The sequence below is a fragment of the Amycolatopsis sp. NPDC004747 genome (assembly GCF_053601335.1).
In genome coordinates this window covers 46,266-67,235 of sequence record NZ_JBSGBQ010000020.1, presented here as the reverse complement: position 1 = coordinate 67,235, position 20,970 = coordinate 46,266, and the positions used below count along the sequence as shown (strand labels likewise).

Sequence of the window (20,970 nt, the reverse complement as noted above, 5' to 3'; positions counted from 1 at the left end):
GCATGTGCACCTACCTGACCGAGAAGTTCGCGCTCGAAGGCAGCGGCAAGGGCGCCCGCGGCTGGTTCCGGCTGAACGAGGGAACCGTGTACGTCGACCATCCGGTCCACGCGCCGTACGCGCACACGGTGAACATCGACTTCCGCAACCCGTCTTTGGGCGCTTCGGCTCGGGTCGCCCTGGAACTGACCGAAGAGGACGCGCTGGCCCTCGCGGACGCCATCCACGCGGCGGTGAAGTCGGCTCCCGCGGGTCTGGCTTCGCGGAACCAGTGAGTCAGGGCGTGTAGAGCGCGCCCAGGAACTCCAGCAGCAGCCGCTCCCGCAACGGCGCCGGTGCCGTTGCGAGGAGCGCGTTGATCGGGGCCATCCGGTCCGGAAGTCCCGAGGCGCCACCGAGGCCCGCGGCCGCGAGGAGGCCCGCGAACTGCTCCGACGTCAGCGTGTCCGGGTCGAGGGCCGCCACGAACTCCGCCACGGCGGAGTCGACCACCACCGGGCCCGCCGCGCGGGCCGCGTCGACCGCGGCCGCGAGGTCGGTGAGGAACTCCTTCTCGCTGCCGTGGTTGGCCGCCGTCACCGTCAGGTGGAGGTTCGCCGGGGACGACAGGTGCGCGAACTGCGGCTGCACGTACCAGCCGCGGGCCTTCATCTCGTCGGCCACCGTGAACAGGTCGAAGCCGTCTTCGCCGGTGAACGCGACCAGCGTCGACACCGGGTCGCCGAGCACCCGCAGGCCGGGTAGCTCCTCGATGCCGGAACGGATGCGGGAAACCGCTTCCCGGGCCGCGGATGCCAGCTTCAGGTAGCCCTCGGTGCCGAGGTGGTTCACCACCGCCCAGGCCGCGGCGAGCGGCCCGCCGGAGCGGGTGCTCTGGATCGTCGTGTTCAGCATCGTGTAGCCCGGCCAGGCCGCGCTCGCGAAGTAGTGCGTGCGCCGCAGCTCTGCCGAGGCGTGCAGCAGCACCGACGTCCCTTTCGGACAGTAGGCGTACTTGTGCAGGTCCACCGAGATGCTCGTGACGCCCGGGACGCGGAAGTCGAACGGCGGGAGATCCGCGCCGAGCCGGGCGAAGTAGGGCAGCACCCAGCCGCCGATGCAGGCGTCGACGTGCATCCGGACGTCCCGCGCGGCCGCCGCCGCCGCGATTTCCGGGATCGGGTCGAGCACGCCGTGGGCGTACGACGGCGCGCTCGCCACGACCAGGACCGTCGAGTCGTCGATCGCCGCGGCCATCGCCGCCGGGTCGGCGCGGAAGCTCACCGGGTCGACCGGGACGTCGATCCGGCGCAGCCCGAACAGGTGCGCCGCCTTGTGGAAGGCCGCGTGCGCGGTGGTCGGCAGCACGATCGAGGGCGACGCGACCCCGGGCCGTGCGTCCCGGGCGGCGAGCACGGCCAGCAGGCACGACTCGGTGCCGCCGGAGGTGACCGAACCGGCCACGCCCGGGACGTCGCCCAGCAGCGCCGCGGCCGCGGCGACGAGGTCGTTCTCCATCCTCAGCAGGCTCGGGAACGCCGTCGGGTCCAGGCCGTTGGCCGACGACGCGAGCGCGTGCGCCGCCGCGCCCAGGGAGTCCACTTCGGACAGCCCGCTGTCGTAGACGTAGGCCAGGGTCCGGCCGCCGTGCGTCGGCAGGTCGCCGGCGCGCAGCTCGCGCAGCGCCGCGAGGACCTCCTCAGGCGGTTTCATGGCGCGGCTCCCGCGGCTCCAGCACCGAGCGCCGCAGCATCGGCAGGGCCAGCGCGATCAGCACGCCGGGGATCACCGACGCCCCGACGAGGATCGCCACGATCGCGCTGTGCGGCTGGAACGCGGTGGCGTCCGTGCTGGAGACGTACCCGCCGAAGGCCAGGATCAGCGCCCAGAGCCCGCCGCCGAAGGCCAGCCCGAGCGTCTCCCCCGCCGTCCACACGCCCGCCGCGATCCCGGCACGGGTCTCGCCGGTGCGCTCTTCTTCGGCGGTGATCAGGTCCGGCAGGATCGCCAGCGGGAACACCGAAATCCCCGCGTAGCCGACCCCGCAGAGCGCCACGAACACGAACGAGACGACCAGCGGGATCGACTGCGCGAACACCAGGCCCAGCAGGCCGATCGCGAACGCCGCGGTGGCCAGGCGGAAGCCGTTGAGCTTGCCGACCCGGTCGCCCAGCCGCGGCCACAGCGGCATGGTGACCAGCGCCGGGCCGACGAAGATGACGAACAGGATCGTGCCGTAGCCCTCGTCGCCGAGGATGCGCTGGGCGAAGAACGGGATCGCGGCGAGCACCGTGCCGATGCCCAGCGCCTGGATGAAGTAGGTGCCGAGCAGCCAGCGGAAGGGCCGCCAGCCCGCGAGCGTGGCGACGAGTTCCTTGAGGCTCACGGTGTTCGGCCGCAGCGAGCCGACCGGCGCGTCCTTCAGCCCGAAGTAGACCAGCAGCGTCGCGGCCAGCACGATGAGCCCGATCACCACGGCCATGACGCGGTAGCCCGCGACCCCGTCGATCGCGGCGGTGATCGCCGGGGCGCCCCCGCCGCAGATCAGGATCGTCACGGCCAGCACGCCGATGCGGACGCTGGTGAGCTTGGTGCGCTCGGTCGCGTCTTCGGTCAGCTCGGCGGGCAGCGCGTTGAACGGCACCTGGAACAGCGCGTACGCCGTGGCGCAGGCCGCGAACGTGATCGCCACGTACAGCGCGTCCGGCAGCGGGTCGCCGAACCCGGGGTGGGCGAACATCGCCGCGAACAGGATCGCCACGCCGATGCCGCCGATGAGCAGGAAGCGCCGCCGGCTGCCGGTCTTGAGCAGGTCGGCGTCGGAGAGCCGGCCGGCGACCGGGTTGAACAGCACGTCCCAGGCCTTGGGCACGAACACGATGGCGGCCGCCCAGCCGGCGGGCACGGCCATCGTGTCGGTCAGGTACTTGACCAGGACCAGGCCGGGGACCGTGCCGAAGGACCCGGTGACGAACGAGCCGAGCGAATAGCGGAACCTCGTCCGGCCGGGCAGCGTCGCCAACAGGTCCTCCTCGGGTGCGTACCGCGTGCAGGCCATGAGTATTCGATCTCGGCGCGCGCCGGGTAGTGGTCGAGGGGAATCGTGCCATCGTCGTGACCAAGGCCACGACCGGGCCCGGGTCAGCCGAGCACGTCGGCGATCTTGGCCAGGGTCGCCGCGTCACCGCGCAGGAGCAGCTGGGTCACCACGGTCTCCTCCCAGGCCTGCAGCTCGTCGCGGATCTTCGCCGGCGGCCCGATCAGCGAGGTGTCCTCCACCAGCGACGTCGGGATCGCCGCGGCCGCCTCCTCCTTGCGGCCGGCGAGGAAGAGCTCCTGGACCTTGTCGGCGACGTCGCCGTAGCCGAGCCGCGCGTACACGTCGTGGTGGAAGTTGACGCTCTTGGCGCCCATCCCGCCGATGTACAGCGCCAGCGACGGCTTGATCCAGCTCGCCGCCTCCTCGACGTCGTCGTGCACGATCACCGGCAGCGAGCACGGCACCTCGAACGTCTCCAGGGTGTGCCGCGCGCCCGGCCGCGAGAAGCCTTCCTCGAGGGCGGCCTTGTAGAAGCCGTTGCTCTTCGGCGAGAAGAACAGCGGCAGCCAGCCGTCGCCGATCTCCGCCGCGAGGGCCACGTTCTTGGGGCCTTCCGCCGCGAGGAAGATCGGGATCTCCTTGCGCAGCGGGTGCACGGTCGGCTTCAGCGGCTTGCCGAGCCCGGTGCCGCCCTTGTAGGGCAGCTGGAAGTGGTCGCCGTCGAGGGTCACCGGCGCCTCGCGGGCGATCACCTGCCGGACGATGTCGACGTACTCGCGGGTCCTGGCCAGCGGCTTCGGGTACGGCTGGCCGTACCAGCCCTCGACGACCTGCGGGCCGGACGCGCCGAGTCCGAGCGCCATCCGGCCGCCGGAGAGGTGGTCGAGGGTCAGCGCGCTCATCGCCGTCGCGGTCGGCGTCCGCGCGGCCATCTGGACGATGTTCGTGCCGAGCCGGATGCGGCTGGTGGCAGCGCCGTACCAGGCCAGCGGCGTGAAGGCGTCCGAGCCGTACGCCTCCGCCGTCCACACCGAGTCGAAGCCGAGCTCCTCGGCCTTCAGGACGGCTTCCAGCGCACCCGGAGTCGGGCCGCTCTGCCAGTACCCGACGTGGAATCCCAGCTTCACGAATGCCTCCTAGACGTTCGGCGCGTAGTGCTCGGGCTTGCCCCGCTCCGACAGCGGGGGAAGGTTCCTGCGTGGAGTTTCGACCAAGGGAGCGTCCGGAGCCACCTCGCCGCGGGCCCGGCGCCAGCCGGCGCGGGCCCGGGGGTGGTAGCGGCGGTCGTGCGGGACGAGCTTGAACACGGCGCTGACCAGCTTGCCGAACCGCCGGTGCCGCCGCGCGTCGCGCTCGGTCCAGCGGAAGCCGAGCAGGTCGCGGACCTCGCGGTCGTACAGGCCGATCGTGAGCCAGACGAAGTTGCGGGCGACCACCCGCTGCACCGGGCGCCACAGCGCGTCCGGCAGCCAGGGCAGGAACGGCGGCTTGCCGAGCCCGCGGATGTCGAGGACGTCCCGGGTGGCCTTGTTGTCTTCGAGCACGTCGGTGCACATGTGCTTCCAGTACCGCTGGAAGTCCTCCCAGCTCTCCGGTACCGGCCGCACGGTCATGCCGTACATCCGCCACCAGCGGACGTGCTCGTCGAACAGCTGCCGCTTTTCGGCTTCGCCGATGCCGCCCGTGAAGTGGTCGGCGATGAGGATCGTGCTGACGAAGAACGTCGCGTGCGCCCAGTAGTAGGTGTCCGGGTCGAGCGCGTGGTAGCGGCGGCCCCGAGCGTCGACGCCCTTGATGCGGTCGTGGTACCCGCGGACCTCGAGGGCGGTCGCGTGGGCGCGCGGGCCGTCGTAGACCACCCCGCCGATCGGGTAGAGCGAGCGGAACAGCCGCTGCCAGCGCTCTTCGAAGAACCGCGAGTGCTGCTCGACGCCGGCGCCGAGGCCGGGGTGCATGTTCTGCATCGACCCGGCCCACAGGCCGATCAGCAGGCCGCGCCAGTCGCCGAAGTACTTCCACGTCAGCGAGTCCGGGCCCAGGGGCTGGGGGGTCATCGGCGCACTCCTCGTCGAGTCCGGAACTGACCACGGCTGTTGTCAGGCTAGGATCTGACAACAGTTGTAGTCAACCAAGGAGCTGCGATGCCGGGCCGGACCTGGGCGGGCACGACGCTGGACGACCGGAAGGCGCTCCGGCGCCGTCAGCTCGTGGCGGCCGGCCTGGAGCTGCTGGGCACCGAAGGCTCGGCCGGGACGAGCGTCCGCGCGGTGTGCCGGCACGCGAAGCTGACCGAGCGCTACTTCTACGAGAGCTTCGCCGACCGCGAAGAGCTTGTCGCGGCCGTGTACGAGCACGTCGGCGAACAGGCGCGGCAGGCGCTCGTCGACGCCGTCCGGGACGCCCCCACTCCCCGGCTGCGGGCCGAGAACGCCGTGCGCGCCTTCGTCGAGCTGATCGTCGACGACCCCCGCAAGGGCCGGATCCTGCTGCTCGCGCCGCTCACCGACCCGGCGCTGACCAGCCGCGGCCTGCACCTGCTGCCGGTGTTCGCCGCGCTGGTCGGCGAGCAGCTGTCCCACGGCGACGAGACCGAACGCCGGATGGTCGCCGTCGGCCTGGTCGGGGCGCTGAGCAACGTCTTCATCGCCTACCTCGACGGGTCGCTGAAGGTTTCGCGCGAGCGGCTCGTCGCGCACTGCGTGAAGCTCGTCCTCGGCGCCGACGGCCACTGACCTCACCTCCCGCTGCTGACACTCGCCCCGCCGATCGGGCACACTCAACCCATGCGTACCGCTGGGCGGAACGACGGCGTGAGCGGCGACGGTCTCGTCGCGGCCCGGCTGGCCGCGCTCCTGGAAGCCTTCCGGCCGGGTGACGAGACCCTCGGCGTCTCCGAGCTGGCCCGCCGGACCGGGCTGGCGAAGACGACCGTGCACCGGCTCGTCGGGCACCTGACCGAAACCGGGCTGCTCGAACGCGAGGCGGCCGCGGTGCGGCTCGGGCTGCGGCTGTTCGAAATCGGCCAGCTCGCTTCGCCGCGGCGCGGCCTGGTCGAGGCGGCCCGGCCGTACCTGGCCGACCTGCGCGAAGCCACGCGCAACACGGTCCACCTGGCGATCCTCGAAGGCACCGAAGTGGTGTACCTGGACGTGCTGCGCGGCCCGGACGCGCCGACGCTGCCCTCGCGCATCGGCGGGCGGTTTCCCGCGCACGCCACCGGCGTGGGCAAGGCGATCCTGGCGTTCTCCCCGGAACCGGTGGTGAACCAGGTGATCGACGCCGGGCTGCCGCGGATGAGCGCGCGGACGATCACCGCGCCCGGTCTGCTGCGCCGTCAGCTCACCCGTGTCCGCGAGGACGGAATCGCGCTGGAGCGCGAGGAATCCGGCGTCGGCGTGGTGTGCGCGGCCAGCCCGCTGCTCGACGGCCGCGGGGTCGCGGTGGCCGCGGTGTCGATCTCCGGCTGGGCCAACCGGATGCGGACCGAACGGGTCGCCCCGGCCGTCCGGACGGTCGCCCTCGCGTTGAGCCGGACGCTGTCGGGCTCCACTGCGGACAGTCGACGATAATCCCGCCGGGCCAAGGTTTTCCGGCGACCGGGGCGCTCCGCGGTCCCGAACCGGGAGCGGTCGCCGCCACCCGCTACGATCCGTGCAATGGTCCAGCACCGCCCGGTCTCCGCCGCGCACCGGTTGCTGTCGCTCGACATCGTGCTCGCGCTGCTGGCGCTGGCCGGTGGGCTGCGGGTGCTCTACCTCGCGGCCCCCGAACCCGCTCTGCCCGCGGAGGCGGCCACCGCCGCCCACGCCTACGCGCTCGGCAACCTGACGTCGTTCGCCGACTCCGGTGGCGCCGGGGCGAGCCCGTTCGGCTGGCTGCAGCTCGCGGCGGCCACCATGGTCTCGGACGCGTTCGGCCGCTCGGCCACGGCACTGGCCGCGGTCCGCGAGACGGTGCTGGTCGCGGCCCTCGCCGGCGCGGTGCTGATGTGGCTGCTGGGGCGCCGCCTGGGCCTGACGCGCTGGGCGTCGGCCGCGGCGGCGGTGCTTCTGGCGGCCTCCCCGCTGGCGCTGGGGTTGCAGCGGCTGGTCGTCGTCGAGCACCTGGCGGCGGCGTGGGCGCTGGGGGCGCTGGTCCTGATCACCCGCCGCGGGGCCCGCATCCGGCACGACATCGCGGCCGCGGTGTGCCTGCTGGCCGCGGTGCTGACGTCGCCGTTGGCGCTGTTCTTCCTGCCCGCGGCGGGCTGGCTGCTGGCGCGCCGGGCACCGGTGCGGGCCGCGTTGGTGGCGGTGGTGCTGAACCTCGGCCTGGGCATCGCGTTCGGCCCGGCGGCGGCCGCGCTCCGGCCCCACCTGGCGGCCGCGACCCGGCCCTCGGTGGCCGACTGGGCGGCCCTGGATCCGGTGTGGGTGGCGCTTTCGCTGCTGGGGCTGGTGGCGGCGCTGGCGGTCAGGGCGGTGCGTCCGCTGGCCGCGACGGGACTGCTGCTCGCGGCGACGCTGCTCGTGCCGGGCGTGCCGGCCACGGCGGTGCTGGCCCTGCTGGTGCCGGTGACCCCGCTGCTGCTCGCGGCCGTCGCCCAGGCGGTGCCGCGGCGGCGCGCCCCCGCCCACGACGGCCGCACGAGCCACCGCCGAGTCGCGCCCGTGCTCGCCGCCGGTGTGCTCGCCGCCGCCTTCGCGCTCAGCTGGGCCGCGGGCTACCCGGAGCTCCGGCCGTCCGCCGACCGGGGCGGCCCCCTCGCCTCCGCCCGGGATTGGCTCAAGGCCAACGCTTCCGGCTCCCGGCTCCTCGTCGACGACGCCGCCTGGGCCGAGCTCGCGAACGCCGGCTGGCCGACCGGCCTGCTGGCGCCGCCCACCGCCTGCGCCCGCACCTGCCCGCCCGCCGAATGGGCCGTCTTCACCGGCGACGAGACCGGGCTCCGGACGCGCTACCCGGCCCTCGACGGCGCCTTCACCGGCGCCGGCCCCACCGCCGTGTTCGGCTCCGGCGGCGCCCGGGTCACCGTGTGGCGCCTTGGGCTCCCGCCGTCCGATCCGGCCGCGCCCCCGGAAGCCCCGGCCCGGGCGCACGCCGGCGAGGCCCTGACCGCGTCGGCCCGGATCGCCGTGACCTCCGAAGCCGCCGCGGTGCTGCGCGAAGGCTGCGCCGACCCGCGGCTCATCACGACGATCGCCGCGCTCGCCGCCGTCCAACCGGTGGGGATCGCCGCCTTCCCCGAGGTCGCCGGCGAGGACGCCGCCGGGCAGCCGCGGCGCCGGGTGCTGCTGACCGGCCACGAAGACGGCACCACCGCCTTCTACACCGGCCAGCGCGACCTCTTCCGCCCGGCCTCGGTCGTCCGCACCGGCGGCGGCGTGCTCGTCACGTACCCGCTGTTCGCGCCGCCCGGGCTGCTCCCCCTGAGCCGGTAGGTGCCCGGCACGGGGCCGGAACGCCGGGTCTTGACCGCCGCGCGCCGGCTCCCGCGGCGCGTCCCCGCACCACCACTACAGCGCGGAGACGTTCCGCTCCGGGTGCGACGGCCGCCGCAGCGCCGGGACATCGGCCAGCAGGCCGCGCCGGGCCAGTTCCGGCCGCACCCCGTCACCGAACCAGTAGGCCTCCTCCAGGTGCGGGTAGCCCGACAGCACGAACTCGCTCACGCCGACGCTGTGGTACTCCTCGATCAGGTCCGCGACCTCCTCGTGGCTGCCGACCAGCGCGGTCCCCGCGCCGCCGCGGACCAGGCCGACGCCCGCCCACAGGTTCGGGTGGATCTCCAGCCCGCGGACGCCGCCGTCGGTCCGGCCGCCGTGCAGGGCGACCATCCGTTGCTGTCCGACCGACTCGCTCGCGGCGAGCTGGGCCTGCGCCTTCGCGACCTGCTCCGGGCTCAGCGCGTCGAGCAGCTTCTGCGCCTCGGCCCAGGCCTCGGCCGAGGTGTCGCGCGAGATCGTGTGCAGCCGGACGCCGAACCGGATCGGCCGGTCGCCGGCCAGCTCGCGGACGCGGCCGATCTTCTCCGCGACCTGCGCGGGTGGTTCGCCCCAGGTCAGGTAGACGTCCGCGTGGCGCGCGGCGACCGGCAGCGCGGCCGTCGACGAGCCGCCGAAGTAGATCGGCGGCACCGGATCGGGCGCGGCCAGCGTCGTCGCGCCTTCGACGCGCAGGTGCTCGCCTTCGAAGCTGAACGGCTCGCCGGACCAGACACCGCGCACGATGGTCAGGAACTCGTCGGTGCGGGCGTACCGGGCGTCGTGGTCGTGCCAGTCGCCGAAGCGGCGCTGCTCCACCGCGTCGCCGCCGGTGACGATGTTGAGCAGCACGCGATCGCCCGACAGTCGTTGAAAAGTCCCCGCCATCTGCGCGGCCAGGGTCGGCGAGATGACGCCGGGGCGGAACGCGACCAGGAACTTCAGCCGGGTCGTCTCCCGGATCAGCGCGGCCGTGGTGAGCCACGCGTCCTCGCACCAGGTGCCGGTCGGCGTCAGGACGCCTTCGAAGCCCTGGCGCTCGGCCGCGCGGGCGACCTGGGCCAGGTAGTCCAGGTCCGGGTCGCGCTGAGCGGCCGGGCCCGCGGAGCGGTTGGCGTGGAAGCGTTCCACGATCGTGCGGCCGTCGCCGCTGGTGGGCAGGAACCAGTGCAGCCTGATGCTCATCCGTTGCTCCTCGCCTGGTCCAGGTCGGGACCGAACCGCCGGTCGACGAAGGCGGCGAAGTCCACCTTGCCCGGCAACGTCTTCTCGTCGGTGAAGGCGTCCGCGAGCTGCTGCTCGGACGCCACCACCGAGTCGTCCAGCACGATCGGCTGGTCGCGGCCCGCCTCGACCGCCTTCCGCGCGACTTCGAGCTTCAGCCCGGTCTCCTTGGCCCACGCCTGCGCCCACGCGTCGCGGTGCGTGTCGGCCCACTTCTGCGCCTTGACCACGCGCACGGCGAAGTCGCGCAGGGCGGAGTTCTTGCCGGGATCGCCGAGCGCGGCCGTGCCCGCGGTCAGGAAGGCCAGGCCGTTCGACGCGCCCCGGCCGTCGGCCAGCACCCGCGCGTCGGCTTCGAGCTGGGCCTGCGCGGTGTAGGGGTCCCAGATCGCCCAAGCGTCGATGGTGTGCTGGCTGAACGCGGCGTACGCCTCGGCCGGCTGGAGGAAGCTCAGCTTGACGTCCTTGGTGGACAATCCGTGGTTGTGCAGCGTGTTCAGCAGCTGCCCGTGCGCGGAACTGCCCTTGGCGACGCCGATCGTCCTGCCCCTCAGCGAAGCGACGTCCTGGAGCGGCGAATCCGGCGGGACGAGGATGGCTTCCCGCTCGACGTTGCTGCGCGCCACGCTGATCACCTTGATCTTCGCCTTCGCGGCGGCCGCGAAGATCGGCGGCGTGTTGCCGACCCGGCCGGCGTCGATCGCGCCGGCCGAGGCGGCTTCGAGCAGCGGCGGGCCCGAGGTGAACGTGGCCCATTCGATCCGGTACGGCGTCCCCTGCAGCAGGTTCGCCGCGGTGAGCAGGGACTTGACGCCGCCCTTCTGGTCGCCCACCTTGAGCGTCACCTTCGCCAGGTCCGCCGCGCTCACCGAGGCCGGCACGGCAGCTTCGTTCCCGGTCGCCGGGCCGCACGCGGACACGGCCAGTGCCACCGCGAGCACGATGATTCCCCTACGCCACAGCATCTTCGGTCACTCCCAGGTCGGCCAGCACGCGGCGGCGGAGGGTGTCGTGGTCGGCGGCGTCGCGCGGCCGGTGCTCGGCCACGATCCGCCCGCCGTCGAGCACCAGGACGCGGTCGGCGAGGCGCAGGGCTTCGTCGACGTCGTGGGTCACCAGCAGCACGCCCGGCCGGTGCCGCCGCCAGAGGTCCTGGACGAGGCCGTGCATGGAGATCCGGGTGAGCGCGTCGAGGGCGCCGAACGGCTCGTCGAGCAGCAGGAGGTCCGGTTCGCGCACCAGCGCGCGGGCCAGCGAGACGCGCTGGGCCTCGCCGCCGGACAGCGTGAGCGGCCAGTCGTCGGCGTGCTCGGCCAGGTGCACTTCGGCCAGGGCCTTCTCGGCGAGCGCCCGGTTGCGGGACTTCGCGACGCCGTCCTGGCGCAGGCCGAGGACGACGTTGCGCCAGACCTTCCGCCAGGGCAGCAGTCTCGGTTGCTGGAACGCGACCGACACCGTGCCGGTGACTTCCGCGCGGCCTTCGACGTCACCGTCGAGGCCCGCGAGCACCCGCAGCAGCGTCGACTTGCCGGACCCGCTGCGGCCGAGCAGGGCGACGAACTCGCCGCGCCCGACGGTCAGGTCCAGTCCGCTCAGCACCGTCCGCTCGCCGAACCGCTTGGTCAGGCCGCGGACCTCGGCTACCGGGCTCGCCACCGCAGCACCTTCCGTTCCAGCAGCCGGACCAGCGCGTCGGTGACCAGGCCGAGCAGGGCGTAGAGGACCAGCCCGACGACCACGACGTCGGTGCGCAGGAATTCCCGGGCGTTGTTGATGAGGTAGCCGACCCCGGCGTCGGCGTTGACCGTCTCGCCGACGATCAGCGCGAGCCAGGCCAGGCCGAGCGACTGCCGCAAACCGACCAGTGCCTGCGGCAGGGCACCGGGCAGGACGACGTGCCAGAGCCGTTCCGCGCGGCTGAACCCGAGCGCCCGTGACGCTTCGACCAGCGCCGGGTCGGCGCCGCGGATTCCCGAGTGGACGTTGAGGTAGAGCGGGAAGGCCACGCCGAGGGCGACCAGCACGATCTTCGTCTCTTCGCCGATGCCGAACCACAGGATGAACAGCGGGATCAGGCCGAGGAACGGCAACGTCCGCAGCATCTGCACCGGCGGGTCGACCAGGGCTTCGCCCCAGCGCGAGAGCCCGGAGACGATGCCGAGCAGGACACCGGCGACGGCGCCGAGCGCGAAGCCGGCGCCGACCCGGCCGAGCGAAACGGCGAAGGCGGCACCGAGTTCGCCGCTGCGCGCGGCCTCGATGCCGGCCTGCACGACCGTCCACGGTGCACTGAGCTTGTCGGGCGGCAGGACGCCGGTGGCGCTGGCGACCTGCCAGGCGGCCAGCAGCACCACCGGGCTGATCCAGCGCCGCAGATCGGGCCGCCTGCCGGCCTTGCGCGGCGGCTCGGCGGCGCGTTTCCGGGCGTGCGCGAGCACACCCGTGGTGGAAATCGACACGGATTTCTCCCGGGGACGGGGGTTTCTCGATTGCGTGGCCCCGACCATCCGGGGAGTGGGACACCAAGTCAATCGGTGCCCACTCCGTGAACATCCCGTGTTTCACCCCGTGGAACGGCTTGGCTCGGGCCGGTTCAGCCGCCGAACATGACCTTCCATTCGTCGAGCGACCGCGGCCGGTAGACGAAGTTCGTGCGCTTGACCTCCGACAGCGCGGCCGACGGCTCGGCGGAGTACTGGTGCCCGGGGTAGACCACGGGATCGCCGGGCAGGCCGGCGAGCGCCTGCAGGCTGCGGTAGATCTCTTCGGCGTCCCCGCCCGGGAAGTCGGTGCGGCCGCAGCCTTCGAGGAAGAGCGTGTCGCCGGAGACGAGCTTGTCCTCGACCAGGAAGCACTGGCTGCCGGGCGTGTGCCCGGGCGTGTGCAGCAGCCGGATCGGGACGGCCCCGACCTCGATGACGTCGTCGTGGTCGTGCGCGCGCAGGTCCGTGCCGCCGACCCCGGTGACCCGCTTGACCCATTCGGTCTCGGCGCCGTTGACGTGGATCGGCACCGGCTCGATCGCGAGGAGTTCCGCGATCCCGGGCAGGGAGAAGCCGAGCATCTCGCCGCCGACGTGGTCGGGGTGGTGGTGGGTGGCGAGCACCCCGGTGAGCCGCATGCCGTCCTGGGCGAGGACGTCGAGCAGGTCCCGCACCGCGTAGGCGGGGTCGACGACGACGGCGTCCCCGGTCTCGCGGTCGCCGATCAGGTAGGCGAAGTTCACCATCTGCGTCGCGACGGGATCCCCGACGGCGAAGTCACGGCCGGCGAGCAGCTGCCGGAAGTAGAGCCGATCTGTCATGCCGGACACCCTACGGTCCCGCTCCGGCGGCCTGGGTGAGCGCGGCCAGGACGGCGGCCACCGCGGGCGGGTCCGGTGGGTCGCCGTAGGTGGCCGCGTGGATGCGGCGGTGGACGCCCGGGAGCTCGGTGGTGTGGACGCCGGGATGGCGATGCGCCTCCAGGGCGAGCCCGGGCAGGGTCGCGACGCCGAGGCCCGCCGCGACCAGGGACTGCACGACGACCATGTCGTCGCTGGAGGAACCGAGGCGCGGGCGGAAACCCGCCTCCGCGCAGATCGCGGTCAGCTCCGCGCGGCACCGGGGGCAGCCGCCGATCCAGGCGGAGTCGCGGTGGCCGGCCAGGCTGTCGTCCGGCCGGCGGCTGATCAGGTGGATCGGGTCGTCGGCGAGGTGGCGGAACCGGAACCCGTCCTCCTCGAGCGGGGCGCCGGCGTGCTGGAAGACGAGGGCGACGTCGATCTCGCCGCGGCGCAGCATGTCCAGAGCTTCGACGGGATGCCGGTCGGACAGGCTCAGCTCCAGGGCCGGGTGCGCCCGCAGCAGGGACGCGGCGGCTCTCGGCACGAGGGTGCTCAGCGCGGACGCGTTGGCGGCCAGCCGGACGCGCCCGGCCCGCAGGCCGACCTGTGCGGCCAGTTCTTCGGCGGCCGCGGCCACGCGGCCGGCGATCTCCGCGGCGCGGTCGGCCAGCAGCCGGCCTTCCGGCGTCAGGCGGATCCCGCGGCCGGCCCGCTGCACGAGCCGGGCGCCGGTGGCCGCTTCCAGGCGGGCCAGGTGGTGGCTCACCGAGGGCTGCGAATAGTGGAGTTCCCGGGCCGCTTCGGTCACCGACCCGTGCCGGGCCACCGCGGCCAGGACCTCGAGCTGCACCAGGTTCAGCATTCATCAAGAATATCGATGGGTCACCGGCTCGATTGACATTGGACGTCATGTCGTTGTCCGGTCCATCCTGGGGTCCGGAACAGCCGAACGAGGAGGACACGGACATGACCGGCACGGTGACCTGCGACCTCACGATCACCCTCGACGGGTACGCAGCCGGGCACCACCAGAGCGAGCAGCGCCCGTTCGGCGACGACGGCGGCGACGGCTGGGGCGACAAGCTGCACGCCTGGTACGCCGGGGGCCGCGACGAGCACCCGGCCGAGTTCGACCGGATGATGACGGCCAAGGCGTTCATCATGGGGCGCAACATGTTCGGCCCGGTGCGCGGCGAGTGGGACCGGCCGTGGACGGGCTGGTGGGGCGACAACCCGCCTTACCACGGCCCGGTCTTCGTCCTCACCCACCACCCGCGCGAGCCGCAGCCGATGGCGGGCGGCACCACGTTCCACTTCGTCACCGACGGCATCGAGGCCGCCATGGCCCGCGCCCGCGAGGCGGCGGGCGACGGCGGCATTTCCGTCCACGGCGGCCCGAGCACCGTCAACCAGTACCTCGCCGCCGGCCTGGTCGACGAGGTCCGGCTGCACATCGCGCCCTACACGCTCGGCGGCGGCGTCCGGCTGTTCGACGGCGTCGGACCGCTGAACCTCGAACAGCTCGACGCGCGGGCGACGGCCGCGGTCACGCACCTCCGCTATCGCGTCCTCCGCTGAGCCCGGCCCACTCGTGGACGCTCCCCCGGTGCAGGGCGGCGTAGGCCCGGTCCCGCAGGACGTTCGCCTCGTGATCGGACAGCGTCCGGTCCAGGGGACGGAGCACCAGGCGGACGAGCAGGTTCTTCTGGTCCGGCGTCGCACCGAGCCGGGCCCTGGCCCGGGCCGGAAGCCGGGCGTACGGCGTCTCCTGCACGATCTCGACCGACTCGACGACGTCGGCTTCGTCGCCGAGAGCGTCGCGGACCCGGTCGCCGAGGTCTTCGGCGCGGTCCCCGGCCGGCACCACGATCGACAGGTCGCGGCGCACCGGCGGCAGCGCCGAGACGGGCCGGTAGGGCGCGAGGTCCGTCAGCTGGGCGGCGACGGCCGGCTCGGTGGAGCGCAGCAGCCGGATGTCCGGGATGCCCTTGCGGAGCATGACCATCCGGTCGAGGCCCATGCCGAGCGCCAGGCCGGACCAGCCGCCGGTGAGCCCCGCCCGCGCGAGGACGCCCGGGTGGGCGAGGCCGCACTCGGCGACCTCGACCCAGCGCCCGTCGTGCTCGACGTCGAGCTGCGCACCGTCCACTGTGTACGGATGCCGCCGCGGTTCGAGCCGCCACCGCCGGTCCGGCACCAGGGCGGCGACCATCTCTTCGAGGTCGGCCTGGGCGACCTCCCCGCGGACGAGCCGCCAGAGGTCGAGCTGGTGCGGCGTGCCGCTGTGCAGCCGGTCGATGCTGTCGCGGCGGTAGACGACGCCCGGGCAGACGAGCAGCACGTCGTCGACGGGATCCGCGGCGAGATCCCGGAGGGCGGTGGGAACGAGGGCGGTGGCGTGGCTGCGCAGGACGTGACCGGCGTCGACGTACCGGGTGTAGCGGGCGTCGCGGGTGACGTCGGCGGGGTGGTAGCCGAGGTTGTCGTAGTTGTCGGCGATGGTGACGACGCGTTGGCCGGGGCTTCTCCGGACGTCGCAGGACCACAGGCCGGCGAGCGCCTCGACGGCTTGGTCGACGACGAGCTGGATGGCGTGCGGGCCGGCGGCACGGTCGGTGAGATCGCGGACGGCGAGGTCGCGGGCGAGCTGGGCAGGGGTGAGCGTTGCGGGCATGGCGGAACCTCCGGGCTCGGGTGGGTTTCGGGGCGGTTCCCCCCTGGCCCGGGCGGCCCGGCGAAGGTTCAGGCGGACATGGCGCCGGGACCCCGCTGGCGCCCGGAACGGGCCAGGGGGCCGGTAAATCGGCGGTACTCCGCAACGACGGCCACGAATCCAGGATAGCGGCGCTTGTCACCCGGATTTGCCGAAGCGGACCGAGACATGGGCAGACCCTGGGCGCTGCGGAACCGCATCGCCCCGGGATCGCGGTGACCCCAGGCCGGAGCCGCCCGACCAACGCGCGATCCGGGCCGCAAACTTCTCCCCCTCCCCCTCCCCCTCGCCCTCCCGCCGCCACCACCTCACCGGTTCGTCACTCGCCCACCTCCCCGTCGGCCAGCTCGCGCAGCACGTCCAGGTGCCCCACGTGCCGCGCCGTCTCCTGGACCACGTGGGCCACCACCCACCGCACCGTGAACTCCGAGCGGCGGCGGGTGCGGTCGTCCGGGCCGAGCCCGCGCAGTGCCTTCTCGACCCGGGCCCACTCCGCCTTGTACGCCGCCGTCACCGACCGCGGGGTGTCCTGCGGTGCGATTTCCCAGCTCGGGTCCGGGCTGCCCGCCCACAGCGATGGCAGGTCCGCCCCGCCCGCCTCGATCGACAGCCACCAGCGCTCCACCGCCGTCAGGTGCTTGACCACCCCCAGCGCGCTCATCCGAGGCGACGACGGCAGCGGTGTTGCCGAGGCTTGCGAGAGCGTCAGGCCCGCCAGCTTGTTCACCGCCGTCGCACGCAGGAACTGCAGGAAATCCAGCAACAGGCGCAGTTCGTCGCCCGCCAGCGGCGAGGGCCACTGGCGGTGCGTCTTCGAACTTGTGTTCGACATGGCCGCACCGTACCCCACCGGTCCGACAAAATAGAGTGACCCGCATGTGGTGGGGACTGCTCTGCGCCTTCGGCGCGGCATGCGCGTACGGCGTGGCTTCGGTGATGCAGTCGGTCGCCGCGCGGGCCACGGACACCGGGGCCGCCGGCGGGGTCGACCCGAAACTGCTGGTGCGCGTGCTCGGCCAGGGGAAGTACGTGCTCGGCCTCCTCCTGGACGTCCTCGGGTTCGTCGCGCAGATCGCCGCCCTGCACGTCCTTCCCCTGTTCGTCGTGCAGGCCGCGCTCGCCGCGAGCCTCGCCGTGACCGCCGTGGCCGCCCGGTTCCTCGGGGTGCGGCTCGGCACGAAGGAGTGGGCCGCCGTCGCCGTCGTGTGCGCCGGGCTCGCCCTGCTCGGCGCCGCCGCCGAGGGCGAGGGCTCCGACCCCGTCGGGCTCGGCTTCCGGCTGGGGCTGGTCGGCGCGGTCGCCGTGCTCGCCGTGGCCGGGATCGCCGCGGGCAAGGCGAGCCGCCGGATCCGGACGCCGGCGCTCGGGCTCGTCGCCGGGCTGTGCTTCGGCGTCGTCGCCATCGCCGGCCGGATCATCCCGAGCCTCGCGCCGCTCGACCTGCTCACCGACGTCGCCACCTACACCGTCGCCGTGGCCGGTGGGCTGGCGATGCTGTTCTACGCGACGGCGCTGCAGCGCGGGAGCGTCACCACCTCGACCGCGATGATGATCCTCGGCGAGACGATCTTCCCCTCACTGGTCGGCGTGCTGGCGCTCGGCGACCGCACCCGGCCCGGTTTCGCGCTCGTCGCCGTCGCCGGGTTCGCCCTCGCCGTCGTGGCCGCGCTCGCGCTGGCCCGGTTCGGCGAACCGGCGACCGAGCCGCGGGCCGAGCAGACTGAGACGAAGCCGACCGTGCTCCCGTAACTTCTTTACTTAGACTAGCCTTACCTATCCCAGCTCTGGAGAGGGAGGCGCGGGTGCGCACGACGGGACGGCAGGTCCTCCGCCGGTCGATCGCCGGGCAACGACGATCCGTGGCGCTCGCGGCGCTGCTGACCGCGAGCCACCAAGGCGGCGAAGCACTGGTCCCGGTGGTGATCGGCGTGGTCGTCGACCAGGCCGTCGCGGGTGGCTCGGTAGGCACGCTGCTGGTCTGGCTGGCCGTACTGGGCGTGCTCTTCGCCGGGCTGTCGACCAGCTACCGCCTCGGCGCCCGGTTCGGCGAGCGCGCCGCCGAACGCGCGGCCCACGACCTCCGCCTCGACGTCGGACGCCGGGTGCTGCACCCCGGCGGCGTGGCCGGCACCGGCACCCTCGCCGGCGAGCTGGTGAGCGTCGGGACGTCGGACGCCAAGCGCGTCGGCACGGTCAACGGCGTCCTGCCCTTCGGCGTCGCCGGCCTGGCCGGGCTGCTGGTCAGCGCGGTCGCCCTGCTCACCATGTCGCTGCCGCTCGGCCTGCTCGTGCTGCTCGGCACGCCGCCGATGCTGTACCTGGCCCACCTGATCGGGAAACCCCTGGAGCGCCGCAGCGAAGCCGAGCAGGAGCGGTCGGCCTTCGCCTCCGGCGTCGCCACCGACCTCGTCGCCGGGCTGCGGGTGCTCAAGGGGATCGGCGCCGAGCGCGCCGCGGTCGACCGCTACCGCCGGACCAGCCAGGACTCACTGCGGGCGACCCTGCGTGCGGCCCGCGCCCAGGCCTGGCACAACGGCGCGCTGCTGGCGCTCACCGGCATCTTCATCGCCGTCGTCGCGCTCGTCGGCGGCAACCTCGCCGCGGCGGGCGAAATCAGCGTCGGCGACCTGGTCGCCGCGGTCGGGCTCGCCCAGTACCTGATCACGCCGTTCTCGATCTTCTCCTGGGTCAACGGCGAGCTCGCGCAGGGCCGGGCCTCGGCCGCGCGCATCGCCGACGTGCTGAACGCGGCCCCGGCCGTCGGCGGCGGGGACGCGACGCTGCCGGTGCCGTCGGCCGGGCACGTCAAGCTGTCCGCGCTGAACCGCGGCGCCCTGCGAGACGTCGGTTTCGAAGCACGGCCGGGCGAGCTGCTCGGCGTGGTGGCCACCGACCCGGCCGCCGCGACGGACCTCCTGGACTGCCTGGGCCGGACCGCCGACCCCGCGGGCGGCTCGGTGTCGGTCGACTCCGTTGATCTGTCCACTGTGGACCCGAGCCGGGTCCGGGAGGTGGTGCTGGTCGCCGCGCACGACGCGGACCTGTTCGCCGGCACGGTCGCCGAGAACGTGACCGCCGGGCCGAAGACGGCCGAGGCTATGACCGCGGCCGCCGTCGACGAGGTGGCGAGCGCGCTGCCCGACGGCGTCGCGACCGCCGTCACCGAACGCGGGCGGTCGCTGTCGGGCGGGCAGCGGCAGCGGGTCGCGCTCGCCCGGGCGCTCGCCGCCGACGCGCCGGTGCTCGTGCTGCACGACCCGACCACTGCCGTCGACACGGTCACCGAGGCCCGGATCGCCGCGGGGCTCGCCGAGCTGCGGCGCGGCCGCACCACGATCCTCGTCACCACCAGCCCGGCCCTGCTGGCGGCGACCGACCGCGTCGTCCTGCTCGACGACGGGCGCGTCGCGGGCGAAGGCCGCCACGCCGAGCTGGCCGGGCGTCCCGACTACCGAGCGGCGGTGCTGTCATGACCCGCGAACTCCTGCCCGTGGCCGACGGACGGCGGATCCGGGCCGTCCTCGGCGAGCTGCTCGGCCGGGCGAAGGGCCACGCGGCGGCCGCCTTCACGGTGCTGTTCGCGGCCACCGCGATCGGCCTGCTGACCGCGCCGCTGCTCGGCCGGGTCGTCGACCTGGTCGCCACGCGCCGCCCGGCCGTGGAGCTGGTCACGCCGGTCGTGGGCCTGGTGCTCGTCGCGGTGGCGCAGGCCGTGGCGACGGCGCTCGGGGTGGCGCTGGTGGCGCGGCTGGGCGAGACGATCCTGGCCGAGCTGCGCGAACGCTTCGTCGAGCGCGCTCTCGGCCTGCCGCTCGAACAGCTCGAGCGCGCCGGGTCCGGCGACCTCACCGCCCGCGTGACGAACGACGTCTCGGTGGTCGCCGAGGGCGTCCGGCAGGCGCTGCCCGAGCTGGGGCGGTCGGTGCTGACGGTCGTGCTGACGTTCGGCGCGCTGGCCGTGCTGGACTGGCGGTTCCTGCTCGCCGCGCTGCTGGCCGTGCCGATCCAGCTGTGGACCGTGCGCTGGTACGTGCCGCGCGCGAAGCCGTTGTACGCGGCCCAGCGGGAAGCGGTCGGGGCGCAACAGCAGCAGCTGCTGGACACCATCGGCGGCGCGAAGACGGTCCGGGCGTTCCGGCTGGCGGACACCCACCTCGACCGGGTGCGGCAGCGGTCGGACGCCGCAGTTTCCCTGGCGCTGCGGGGAATTCGATTGGTGACCCGGTTCTACGCCCGGCTCAACCTGGCGGAGTTCGTCGGGCTGTCGGCGGTGCTCGCGCTGGGGTTCGTGCTGGTCGGCGCGGACGCGGTGACGGTCGGCGTCGCGACGGCGGCCGCGCTGTACTTCCACAGCCTCTTCGGGCCGATCACGACGGCGCTGGCGCTGGTCGACGACGCGCAGGCGGCCGCCGCGAGCCTCGCGCGGCTGATCGGCGTCGCGGACCTGCCTGCCGAGGCGTCCCCTTCGCAGCCGTCACGGCCGGTGGACGGGTCGGTGAAGGCCGCGGGGATCGGTTACTCCTATGTGGATGGACATCCGGTGCTGCGCGACGTCGACCTGGGTGTCGCGCCCGGCGAGCGGGTGGCGCTGGTCGGCGCGAGCGGGGCCGGGAAGACGACGCTGGCCAAGCTGATCGCCGGCATCCACCGCCCGGACGCGGGCTCGGTGACGCTCGGCGGCGTGCCGCTGGACGAGCTGGGCCCGGAGGCCACCCGGCGGACGGTGGGACTGATCAGCCAGGAGGTCCACGTCTTCGCCGGCACGCTGGCGGACGACCTGCGGCTCGCCCGGCCGTCGGCTTCGGACGCCGAACTGCGGGCCGCGCTGGCGAAGGTGGGGGCGTTGACCTGGGTTTCGTCGCTGCCGGACGGGCTCGCGACGGTCGTCGGCGAAGGCGGTCACCAGCTGACGGTGACGCAGGCGCAGCAGCTGGCCCTGGTGCGGCTGGTGCTGGCCGACCCGCCGATCGCGATCCTCGACGAGGCCACGGCGGAGGCGGGCAGCGCGGGTTCCAAGGTCCTGGAAGCGGCGGCCGCGGCGGCCTTGGCAGGCCGGACGGCGCTGGTCGTGGCGCACCGCCTCACGCAAGCGGCGGCGTCGGACCGGATCGTGGTCCTGGACGAGGGTGCGGTCGTGGAATCCGGCACCCACGAGGACTTGGTCGCCACCGGTGGCCGGTACGCGAAGCTGTGGGAGGCGTGGTCCGGCCAGCGCGCTTGAGGGCGC

20 protein-coding genes are annotated in these 20,970 nt (G+C 73.7%); 8 read left to right on the top strand and 12 right to left on the bottom strand.

Features of this window, described 5'->3' with window-relative positions:
- Positions 1-2 precede the first annotated feature (2 nt).
- Complete coding sequence (locus tag ACWEGE_RS29485; RefSeq protein WP_364242808.1) at positions 3-275, top strand: DUF6295 family protein; 273 nt, start codon at positions 3-5, stop codon at positions 273-275.
- A gap of 1 nt (position 276) precedes the next feature.
- On the opposite strand, the gene ACWEGE_RS29480 is transcribed toward ACWEGE_RS29485, so the two are convergent.
- The 4 genes from ACWEGE_RS29480 to ACWEGE_RS29465 all read right to left on the bottom strand — a co-directional run bounded on the left by ACWEGE_RS29480 (position 277) and on the right by ACWEGE_RS29465 (position 5,073).
- Entirely contained in the window at positions 277-1,692 is a 1,416-nt protein-coding gene (locus tag ACWEGE_RS29480; protein WP_449663700.1) for a pyridoxal phosphate-dependent decarboxylase family protein, read from the bottom strand.
- Positions 1,679-3,001 carry an MFS transporter gene (locus ACWEGE_RS29475; protein WP_449663699.1) on the bottom strand — a complete coding sequence of 441 codons (1,323 nt, stop codon included), beginning with the start codon at positions 2,999-3,001 and terminating at the stop codon, positions 1,679-1,681. Before ACWEGE_RS29475 ends, ACWEGE_RS29480 begins: the two co-directional genes overlap by 14 nt.
- Positions 3,002-3,120: 119 nt before the next feature.
- Entirely contained in the window at positions 3,121-4,146 is a 1,026-nt protein-coding gene (locus ACWEGE_RS29470; RefSeq protein ID WP_449663698.1) for an LLM class F420-dependent oxidoreductase, read from the bottom strand.
- A gap of 9 nt (positions 4,147-4,155) precedes the next feature.
- Complete coding sequence (locus ACWEGE_RS29465; protein ID WP_449663697.1) at positions 4,156-5,073, bottom strand: oxygenase MpaB family protein; 918 nt, start codon at positions 5,071-5,073, stop codon at positions 4,156-4,158.
- An 87-nt stretch (positions 5,074-5,160) separates the two neighbouring features.
- Here ACWEGE_RS29465 and ACWEGE_RS29460 point away from each other — a divergent pair, with 87 nt between their 5' ends.
- The 3 genes from ACWEGE_RS29460 to ACWEGE_RS29450 all read left to right on the top strand — a co-directional run bounded on the left by ACWEGE_RS29460 (position 5,161) and on the right by ACWEGE_RS29450 (position 8,439).
- The gene (locus ACWEGE_RS29460) at positions 5,161-5,751 is read left to right on the top strand and encodes a TetR/AcrR family transcriptional regulator (protein WP_449663696.1); all 591 of its coding nucleotides are present in this window, start codon (positions 5,161-5,163) and stop codon (positions 5,749-5,751) included.
- A gap of 51 nt (positions 5,752-5,802) precedes the next feature.
- Positions 5,803-6,588, top strand: a complete 786-nt coding sequence (locus tag ACWEGE_RS29455) for an IclR family transcriptional regulator (protein WP_449663695.1) — start codon at positions 5,803-5,805, stop codon at positions 6,586-6,588.
- 87 nt (positions 6,589-6,675) lie between these two features.
- Positions 6,676-8,439, top strand: a complete 1,764-nt coding sequence (locus ACWEGE_RS29450; RefSeq protein WP_449663694.1) for a glycosyl transferase — start codon at positions 6,676-6,678, stop codon at positions 8,437-8,439.
- 75 nt (positions 8,440-8,514) lie between these two features.
- Here ACWEGE_RS29450 and ACWEGE_RS29445 read toward each other — a convergent pair whose 3' ends face one another.
- The 6 genes from ACWEGE_RS29445 to ACWEGE_RS29420 form a co-directional block, all read right to left on the bottom strand.
- On the bottom strand, positions 8,515-9,666 hold the full coding sequence (locus ACWEGE_RS29445) for an LLM class flavin-dependent oxidoreductase (RefSeq protein WP_449663693.1): 1,152 nt from the start codon (positions 9,664-9,666) through the stop codon (positions 8,515-8,517).
- Entirely contained in the window at positions 9,663-10,670 is a 1,008-nt protein-coding gene (locus tag ACWEGE_RS29440; protein ID WP_449663692.1) for an ABC transporter substrate-binding protein, read from the bottom strand. Before ACWEGE_RS29440 ends, ACWEGE_RS29445 begins: the two co-directional genes overlap by 4 nt.
- Positions 10,657-11,361, bottom strand: a complete 705-nt coding sequence (locus tag ACWEGE_RS29435) for an ABC transporter ATP-binding protein (RefSeq protein WP_449663691.1) — start codon at positions 11,359-11,361, stop codon at positions 10,657-10,659. Before ACWEGE_RS29435 ends, ACWEGE_RS29440 begins: the two co-directional genes overlap by 14 nt.
- Positions 11,346-12,164 (bottom strand): ABC transporter permease, encoded by an 819-nt coding sequence (locus ACWEGE_RS29430; RefSeq protein WP_449663690.1) that lies wholly within the window; start codon positions 12,162-12,164, stop codon positions 11,346-11,348. The genes ACWEGE_RS29435 and ACWEGE_RS29430 overlap by 16 nt, the downstream gene beginning before the upstream one ends.
- Positions 12,165-12,298: 134 nt before the next feature.
- Complete coding sequence (locus ACWEGE_RS29425) at positions 12,299-13,009, bottom strand: MBL fold metallo-hydrolase (protein WP_449663689.1); 711 nt, start codon at positions 13,007-13,009, stop codon at positions 12,299-12,301.
- A 10-nt stretch (positions 13,010-13,019) separates the two neighbouring features.
- Complete coding sequence (locus ACWEGE_RS29420) at positions 13,020-13,892, bottom strand: LysR family transcriptional regulator (RefSeq protein WP_449663688.1); 873 nt, start codon at positions 13,890-13,892, stop codon at positions 13,020-13,022.
- Positions 13,893-13,996: 104 nt separating this feature from the next.
- Between ACWEGE_RS29420 and ACWEGE_RS29415 the strand changes: the two genes are divergently transcribed.
- Positions 13,997-14,608: a dihydrofolate reductase family protein gene (locus ACWEGE_RS29415; RefSeq protein WP_449663687.1), complete on the top strand. Its 612-nt coding sequence runs from the start codon at positions 13,997-13,999 to the stop codon at positions 14,606-14,608.
- Here the strand turns inward: ACWEGE_RS29415 and srmL are convergent.
- Positions 14,577-15,704: a PheS-related mystery ligase SrmL gene (gene srmL, locus ACWEGE_RS29410; protein WP_449663686.1), complete on the bottom strand. Its 1,128-nt coding sequence runs from the start codon at positions 15,702-15,704 to the stop codon at positions 14,577-14,579. The genes ACWEGE_RS29415 and srmL overlap by 32 nt on opposite strands.
- A 358-nt stretch (positions 15,705-16,062) precedes the next feature.
- Positions 16,063-16,575: a DinB family protein gene (locus tag ACWEGE_RS29405; protein WP_449663685.1), complete on the bottom strand. Its 513-nt coding sequence runs from the start codon at positions 16,573-16,575 to the stop codon at positions 16,063-16,065.
- A 44-nt stretch (positions 16,576-16,619) separates the two neighbouring features.
- On the opposite strand from ACWEGE_RS29405, the gene ACWEGE_RS29400 reads away from it, so the two are divergent.
- From ACWEGE_RS29400 to ACWEGE_RS29390, 3 genes are read left to right on the top strand one after another with little or no spacing between them, the layout of a single operon-like run.
- On the top strand, positions 16,620-17,492 hold the full coding sequence (locus tag ACWEGE_RS29400; RefSeq protein WP_449663684.1) for a hypothetical protein: 873 nt from the start codon (positions 16,620-16,622) through the stop codon (positions 17,490-17,492).
- Between the two features lie 53 nt (positions 17,493-17,545).
- A complete protein-coding gene (locus tag ACWEGE_RS29395; RefSeq protein ID WP_449663683.1) occupies positions 17,546-19,216 on the top strand; it encodes an ABC transporter ATP-binding protein in 1,671 nt (556 codons plus the stop codon).
- Positions 19,213-20,964 carry an ABC transporter ATP-binding protein gene (locus tag ACWEGE_RS29390; RefSeq protein WP_449663682.1) on the top strand — a complete coding sequence of 584 codons (1,752 nt, stop codon included), beginning with the start codon at positions 19,213-19,215 and terminating at the stop codon, positions 20,962-20,964. The genes ACWEGE_RS29395 and ACWEGE_RS29390 overlap by 4 nt, the downstream gene beginning before the upstream one ends.
- Positions 20,965-20,970 lie beyond the last annotated feature (6 nt).